Annotated in this window: 7 protein-coding genes; 5 read left to right on the top strand and 2 right to left on the bottom strand. The window is 53.0% G+C overall.

All coding sequences use genetic code 11. The annotated features are described in order from the left end of the window. From K2G43_RS05665 to K2G43_RS05645, 5 genes are all read left to right on the top strand, one after another. On the top strand, positions 1-877 hold an 877-nt coding region (locus K2G43_RS05665; RefSeq protein ID WP_300153440.1), incomplete at its 5' end, for a hypothetical protein. 12 nt (positions 878-889) lie between these two features. After that, complete coding sequence (locus tag K2G43_RS05660; RefSeq protein WP_297642278.1) at positions 890-1906, top strand: hypothetical protein; 1017 nt, start codon at positions 890-892, stop codon at positions 1904-1906. Next, a complete protein-coding gene (locus K2G43_RS05655; protein ID WP_300153438.1) occupies positions 1890-4025 on the top strand; it encodes a C13 family peptidase in 2136 nt (711 codons plus the stop codon). Before K2G43_RS05660 ends, K2G43_RS05655 begins: the two co-directional genes overlap by 17 nt. Positions 4026-4060: 35 nt before the next feature. Beyond that, positions 4061-4459 (top strand): hypothetical protein, encoded by a 399-nt coding sequence (locus tag K2G43_RS05650; protein WP_297642280.1) that lies wholly within the window; start codon positions 4061-4063, stop codon positions 4457-4459. Between the two features lie 16 nt (positions 4460-4475). Continuing rightward, positions 4476-5306, top strand: coding sequence for a hypothetical protein (locus K2G43_RS05645; RefSeq protein ID WP_300153437.1), 831 nt, complete (start codon positions 4476-4478; stop codon positions 5304-5306). Here the strand turns inward: K2G43_RS05645 and K2G43_RS05640 are convergent, their stop codons facing one another. Together K2G43_RS05640 and K2G43_RS05635 are read right to left on the bottom strand one after the other, a co-directional pair. Next, complete coding sequence (locus tag K2G43_RS05640; protein WP_300153442.1) at positions 5307-6461, bottom strand: hypothetical protein; 1155 nt, start codon at positions 6459-6461, stop codon at positions 5307-5309. Positions 6462-6772: 311 nt separating this feature from the next. Next, the coding region (locus tag K2G43_RS05635; RefSeq protein ID WP_300153436.1) for an AMP-binding protein at positions 6773-7703 on the bottom strand (931 nt) is incomplete at its 5' end.

The raw sequence follows: 7703 nt of genomic DNA, 5'->3' as shown, positions 1-7703 counted from the left end.
CTATAAGAATTATTATTCAGGTGGATGGGCCAATGAACCTACTTTGATTAACACCGTCACTTGCGGTGGACAGGAGGTGGCTTACGTCTGCAGCGAGTACATTCCGCTTATCGATAAGTCCAATCGCGTGACGGTCATCTATCCGATTGTCAACAACCGCGTCTTTTTCAACAAGGGTGTCTTTATCGGCGATGACAAACATAAACCCGCAACGGTGGAATGGGACGGGACAAATGTCAACATTGTGGAAATAGAATCAACGTATATGGGTGGTTATGAAGATGTTTATATACGTGGCACCTCCATCATGCTTTCCGACCCTGAAAATGAGAGCGTGGAGAAAGCGTGGGGATCAATCAATCATACGTTGATGACCGATTATGACGGCAACCAATATGGCCTTGTCAAGATACTCAACCACATCTGGTTGCGGCAAGACTATCAAGGAAAGACTTCCCGAAACGCCGGAAGCGACACCTTTGAGTATAAAAAAGATGACGACGGCAATTTGTACTATGCCAATGTCGCAGTGAATAAGCCTTATTTTACACCTGTGGGATGGCGTGTGCCTGAGAAGAAGGATTATCAGGATATTGAGAAGAAGCTGAAGGACTGGAATGTCGATAGATTGGGCGCACAGTTCTGGGAAGGCGGACCGTTAGGATACGATGCCCATGTAGAGGGATGGTGGGATATAGAGCATATTACACATAGTCCGTTATGGTTGGAGGCAAGAGATAAATTAGTGATTACCAAAAATCAGGTGGACCATCTGACAAAAGATAAAGGACACGTCCGTATTCAGAAAGGCGGTAGCTTTGTCGTAGAAGGATGGCCTGAAAATCAAGCCCTGCATGTTCGCTTAATCAAAGAATAATCCATGGTTTCTTTGTTACGCAATATTCTATTATTCATCATCGCCGGACAGCTTCTTGCCTGTTCCGGCGATGATGCTACCTCTTCCATCCTTCCCGAAGAGGAGCCGAAGACCCTCTGCCTGCTCTTTTCGTCCAACGGTTTGGGCGACGCCTCTTACAACGACCCGATACTGGCGGCTGCCGCCAACTATGCCTTCACTCACGACGGCATCGACCTCGACTACCTCTCGCCCAAAAGCTTGGAAGAGGGCGAAGCCTATTTCCTCCGGTGGCTTGAAACCGCCACCGACAAGGACCGCTCCCTGATGGTGCTGACAGACAACGTCTATGAAAGCCTGCCGGAAAAGTACAAGGACCGCATCGACCCCGCGCGCCACTGCATCCTGCAACTCGACTCCCGGCGCGACGACCTGCCCGCCCACACCGCCTATATACGCTACTACGGTGTCTGCTACTGGGCGGCACGGATGCAGAGCACCTTTACGGGCGCTCAAGCCGAATCGGTCATCCTGAAAGCCAACAACCGGAATCCCGTGCTGGGCGAGATGGAGGCGGGACTCACCCGTGGCGTGGAGGATGCCGGAAGCAAAATCTGGTTGACCTGGGTGCTCGACCCCGACGGCAACGGCGGCTTCGACCTTCCGCAAACCGCCTACTGGCTGGTGGGCGAGGTGTCTGCCACCGTCAGCACCGTTTATGCCATTGCCGGAGGCAGCAACATGGGGGTATATCGCTTCACACGCGAGTTTCCCGGCATCCTTCTGGTGCCCGGCATCGACACCGACCAGTCGGGACTTAGTTCCGATGTGCCTTTCTCCCTGCTGAAACACACCGACTGCCTGCTGACGGAGTACATCACTCGCTGGGACAACGGCGAGCCGCAACCCGCTTCGCCTTGCGTGGTGGGGCTGGCGGAGGGCTACACCGACCTGCTCATCTCCAAAGACTACCGCCAACGGTATGCCGACTACCTGAAATTCAAAGAAACAGCCATCGAAAAAGAATCTGCCTATGACACGCTCGAATAAACCCGGAACACGGATAGCGGCTTTCTGCCTCTCCGTGTTCGCCCTGTTTTCCGTAGTCGCCTGTTCGGACGACGAACCGGCATCCCTTCCGTCCGAAGCGGAAGGCACTCCTTGCCGCATAGCCGTGGTGCTGCCGCTGGACGAAACCCACAAGTCTGTATGGGAAAACACCGTGGAGCTTGCCGTGGAAAACATCCTCCGCGCCCAGTCCGGACTGGAGAAGCGCGTGCGCCCCGAAGTGGAGTGGTACGACGAGAACACCGAAAACATCTCGCAACTGATGGAAACGCTTGCCAAGCGCACCGACCTGAATGCCATTGTCGGCCCTTACCACTCGGTACACTCGCAAGAGGCAGCCTACCAATGCGCCAAGACGGACAAGACCCTGTTCACGCTCTCCACTTCGGCAGAACTCATCCGGGTATTCTCGCAGAAGCACAACTTCCTGTGGGCACTGTCCGAAACCGACATCTCGCAGTGCGAAGTGCTGTTGAGCAAAGCCCTCTACTACCACGGCAAGAGCGTGTCGCTCCTTGCCAACGATGACATTTACGGACAGACCTTCATAGACTGGTTCGCCTTTCAGGCAAAGGAGTTGGGATTGGAGGCACGCGGCGTACACTTGCTGGGCGACAATCCACAGAAGGCCTGTCGCGAGGCGTTTGCCGACGGCTCCGACTTCATCCTTGTGGCTGCTTCGGCGTTCAGCGAGGTGGAAGCCGTGCTGGAGGCATCCAAAGGAGAATCCATGGGCACCACGCGCCTGCTCTTTTCCGACACCGCCTTCTCCACGAAGCTCCAGTCCGACGGCTTCGCCTTCCGTCCGAGCATGATCGAGGGGGTGGCTGTCAGTCCCGACCCCAACACCGGTTTCGTCACACTCTACGAAAGCCGTTTCGGCAAGTCGCCGAGCAACGGTGTGCCGCAACTCTACGATGCCCTGATGATGACCGCCTACGCCGCCTTCCTGCTGGAGCAGGGCACCTGTACCGACATGAACGAGGCGCTGAAGCTGCTGGTGGACGGACGCGAGTCCTGTCAGGCCAACTGGCGTGCCGAGGGCATGGCGCGAGTCTTTTCTGCCTTGGCGCAAGGAGGAAGCCCCGACATCAAAGGCTGCACGGGAAACCTGGAGTTCGATACCATGGTCTATACCAACGTGCTACACTCCACCTACGCCAACTGGCTTGCCTACGACGGCACCGTGACCGTCCTGGGACATACGGGCAGCAATGGTGGCAACCGCGTGGACCCCACCTTGGCGGGATGGAACTGGGAGAACACCGTGATGCAGGACTTCCGCGACCAGAGCGTGGGAATCACCTATCCGGCACTGAACGACTGCTATGCCGTGCTTGTGGCTGCCTCGACCGGATGGGCCAACTACCGCCACCAGGCCGACATCCTTGCCATCTATCGGCAGTTGAAGCTGGCGGGATATGACGATGACCACATCCTCTTGATTATGGAAGACGACCTGGCGAACCATCCCAACAATCCCCATCCCGGACAAATCTTCCTCACGGACGGCGGCGAGGACGTGCGCCAAGGCGTGCAGATAGACTACAAACTGAGCCAACTCACCCCGAACGACCTGATAGACATCCTGACTGGACAGGCAAGCAACCGCCTGCCCGAAGTGCTGAAGGCTGGAGAGCAGGACAACGTCTTCCTCTTCTGGAGTGGGCACGGCACGCCCGGCGCCCTCTGCTGGAACGAACAGGCAAAAGGAGTGACCACCGACATGGCACGCACCCTCTTCCGGACCATGCATGAGCAGAAATGCTACCGCAAGCTGATAGGCTTCATCGAAACCTGCTATTCGGGCAGCGTGCTCAAGGCATCGGAAGGCATCCCGGGCATGCTCTTCTTCACGGCGGCAAACGAGCAGGAGACCTCGAAAGCGGATATGTTCAGCTACGACCTGCTGACCTATCTCTCCAACCGCTTCACGCGCATCTTCATCGAGCGCATCACCGCCAACAAGAACATCGCCCTGCGCGACCTGTACCTGGATATGTTCCGCAATACGCTCGGTTCGCATGTGACGATTTACAATGCTTCCTGTTTCGACAATATCTATACCTGTACGATGCAGGAATTCATGAAAAGGAAATGATTGATTTACTATTAATTTTTAAAACAACAAAACCAATGAAAAAAGTAATCAGAACAATGTCGGCAACGCTTGCCATAGTGTGTATCACGCTGGTCGCCTTCACCGCTTGTGGCGATGATGACGATCAAGTCACGGAAGTAATCTATTCCATGGGATTCTCCCAGATGTCAAGCTCCGGCCTCGATTTCATTCAGGAGATGAGCGCCATTGAGTTTGCCTTCAAGACGGCACTCGGCGTTACGGATGCTCATTTCTCCAAGACCGGAACCAAGGAAACGTGCGACAAGGCTGTCCGCGAAGCCTGCGAAAAGGCATACGCCACCTTGAAAGACAAGACGTGGGGAGGCAGCTACACCTTCCAGGTAACGAATGTCCTGACCGGAGAAGTGGTTTTTGAGACTACCTTCCAAGCAAACGACGAAAATATTATCTAATATAAAAAAGAGAACGATGAAAAAGAAAACAACATTTCTGGCAATGGCTGCAACAGCCATCGCCTTCGCTCTGTCAGGATGCCACAGCAACAAAGAAGAGTCTGAAATCCTAAGACCCATTTCTGAAAACTTTGTCGGAAGGTGGAAGCTGACCGACAACTACTTGCTGGACGAAAACGGGAACAGGGTAGAAGATGAAAGCGATGACAACGTGAGTGAAATGATAGTGACTTTCCGACCGGACGGAAAAGCCTTTCAAATCGCTACCTCCACCGACGGTTGGCAGCAGATACAGGATGCCGTTTGGAGGGTGGACGAAGAGAAGTCGGGCTACTACCTGAAGAGAAGCAAAGAGCATTTCTTCTCCGTCCATAAACTGACCACCGACCGGTTGCTTATCGGTGTAGATGCCGCCCAAAACATGGCAACCGGCGAAGTGGCCGAAGGCCGTTTCCGTTTCGAGTACCAAAGGGTGTCCGACGAGCAGAGCCTTTCCGAGCGTCTGATTGGCAAATGGGTCTCCCTCAAGGCCTACAGGAAGGTGGACGGCGAGTGGCAGGAAGCCCCCAACTGCCGCCCACACGAAGGCTGGTATCATTATCACAGCACCGGACTGGTGAACGGTTATCAAAGATTCGGCGACAAGGAGCAGACGATAGAAATGCAATGGTCTGCCAATGTCGAGACCAACCGGATGCGCGTTGTCAAGGGTGAGTGGTCGGACGAGTGGACCTTCTCCTTCACGGATGCCGACACGATGGAAGTCTATGATGACGAGGGCATAGACTTCACCACCGGCGAGAGAATTTCGGGTGAGTTCAAGGATGTGATGGTGAGAGAGAAGTAATTACCATTTTAGCAACACCACTCCGCCTTCCACAATCGCTCCTTTGTCGTAAGTCACCCCTTTGTTATAATAGCGGCTACCACCATAGCCTCCCGTAAGGAACACGCCCAAGCGTTCCGTCAAGTGGTACTCCAGATTGACGCGGGCCTGAAGGGCGTAGAGACGGGCAGGGATGCCGTAGTCCTTGTTCTTGAAGGTCTCTATGTGCTGGTAGCCCAAATCGCCGCTGACGAACAGCTGCTTGCAGAGCGGCAGTTCAAGGCCGGCACGGTAGAAGAGGGAAGCGGAAAACTTATCATCGAAATCCAAATAGTGGGTGCCGCCGCCAAGAATGGTATAGAAAAGCCGGTTCTTGAAGCGGGCACCTGCGTTCAGCTTGGTGGCATTGCCGCCGAAAAGCATCAGCTGGACTTTTGTCTGCGGGTTGGCATTGACCAAACCCAATTGAAAGCCGTCTAAACTCTCTTTATAGTAATTGAACAGCCCAATCTGAACCCCCTTGGCACGTGTTGCCATATTGGCAGTTCCGATTTGCAAGCCGCGGAGTGTGCCGCCTACCACATTGCCCAATCCGGATATCTGCACGCCGGTCACCTCTTCGGCTGTGATGTTGGCAAGGGCAGACAGCTGCATGCCGGCTAAATTTTTACCGACCACATTCAGTAAACCTGCTCCGGAAAGACCCTTGAAACTGCCGCCGGCTACGTTGGCCAGTCCGGAAAAAAGCATGCCGGAAGCTCCTTCGCCGCTGACATTCAGCAGTCCGCTGATGAATATACCACGGGTATGGTCTCCGCTGATGTTTGCCAGGCCTGAGGCGATGACCCCCCGGGCGTGGTTTCCGGTGATGCTGACCAGTCCTGCAACAGAAAGTCCGGTAAGGTTGTTTCCGTTGATGTTGGTGATTCCCGCCACCTGTACGCCCCGCATGCTGCCGCCCACCATATTTGATAAGCCTGCCACTTGCACACCGTTTGCATCCTTGCCCGTCATGCTGCTAAGGATGTTCAATCCGAGGCCGTTCAGGCGATTCATGGAGGAGAATACACCTATATTGAAGAGGGTGCTTCCTACAGAGTCTGTCCGTTGGGTTGCTATGTTCTTCCATAGAGAGAGATTGATGCAGTTGTTTTTCGGATGGGTATTGTCGGTCATGTTTTCTTGAGCAAAGCTTGTGCCTATGCAGAGCAGGAAACAGAAGAAGAGTGAAAGGATTCTGTTCATTTTTTTTCTGGAGTTGATTTAGAATTATGAAAAGAGAGGGGGGTGTCGAAATGAAAAGAGACTCATAATAAGCAGGTAAACAGCATTGGATTGCGACTATAATTCAGGCACGGATTTCACGGATGATACGGAATTTTTAATCCGTGTATTCCGTGTAATCCGTGCCTAAAAGAAAACAGAAAGTTTGTTTTGACACAACTCCTGTTCAGTATTTTGATACCTCCTTACTGAAAGGTATCTTATCAGCCTTTGGCTTCCTGATACAAGAAGCGTTTGATGGATTTCTTAGGTGTTTTTTCAAACTCCTCAGGATATATTTTCATCTTGGAAATCTGGCTGTATGCAGGCAGTTCGGCATTGAGTGCCACGCGGTTCTCTTCCATCACGCGTTCGATGTCGCTGTTGGTCAATCCGTGCGCAAAGGCGTCATCGAAGTCGGGATAGACCAGACCGACCAGCTTTTCATTCTGCTGCACGATGATGCTTTCAGAAACATACGGCATATTGTTCAGCTTGTCTTCGATTTCTTCAGGGTAGATGTTCTGCCCGCTTGCACCCAGCAACATGTTCTTGCTGCGTCCCTTGATGGTGACGTTTCCTTCCGCATCCATCAGGGCAAGGTCGCCGGTATGCAGCCAGCCGTCCTTATCCAATATCTGTTGGGTAGCTTCCTCATTCTTATAATAACCTAACATTACATTGGGACCGCGGCAGACAATTTCTCCCGGAATGTTTTCGGGGTCAGGCGAAAGTATCTTCACCTCCATGCGTGGTGCGGCTTTTCCGCAAGAACCTAACTTGAGGCGGCTCCAATCTTCGTAGCAGATGATGGGACCGCATTCCGTCATTCCATAACCCACGGTATAGGGGAAGTCTGTCGATTTGAGGAACTGTTCCACCTCTTGGTTGAAAGCGGCTCCACCCACAATGATTTCTGCAAAGTTACCACCGAAAGCCTGTATCATTTGCTCGCGGATAGTCGCCTTGATCTTGTCGTTGATGATGGGCACTTTCAGCAATAGTTTCATGGTCGTGGTTTCCAATTTGGGCAGCACGCTTTTCTTTATAATTTTTTCGATAATCAGCGGAACCGCTACAATCAGGTTGGGTTTTATGTCCGTAAAGGCTTGGAAGATGATTTTCGGACTGGGCATGCGGGTCAGGAAGTAGATG

Source organism: Bacteroides sp. (genome assembly GCF_029057325.1).
In the GTDB taxonomy this organism is placed as follows: domain Bacteria; phylum Bacteroidota; class Bacteroidia; order Bacteroidales; family Bacteroidaceae; genus Bacteroides.
This window is presented reverse-complemented; position numbering and strand designations above follow the sequence as displayed.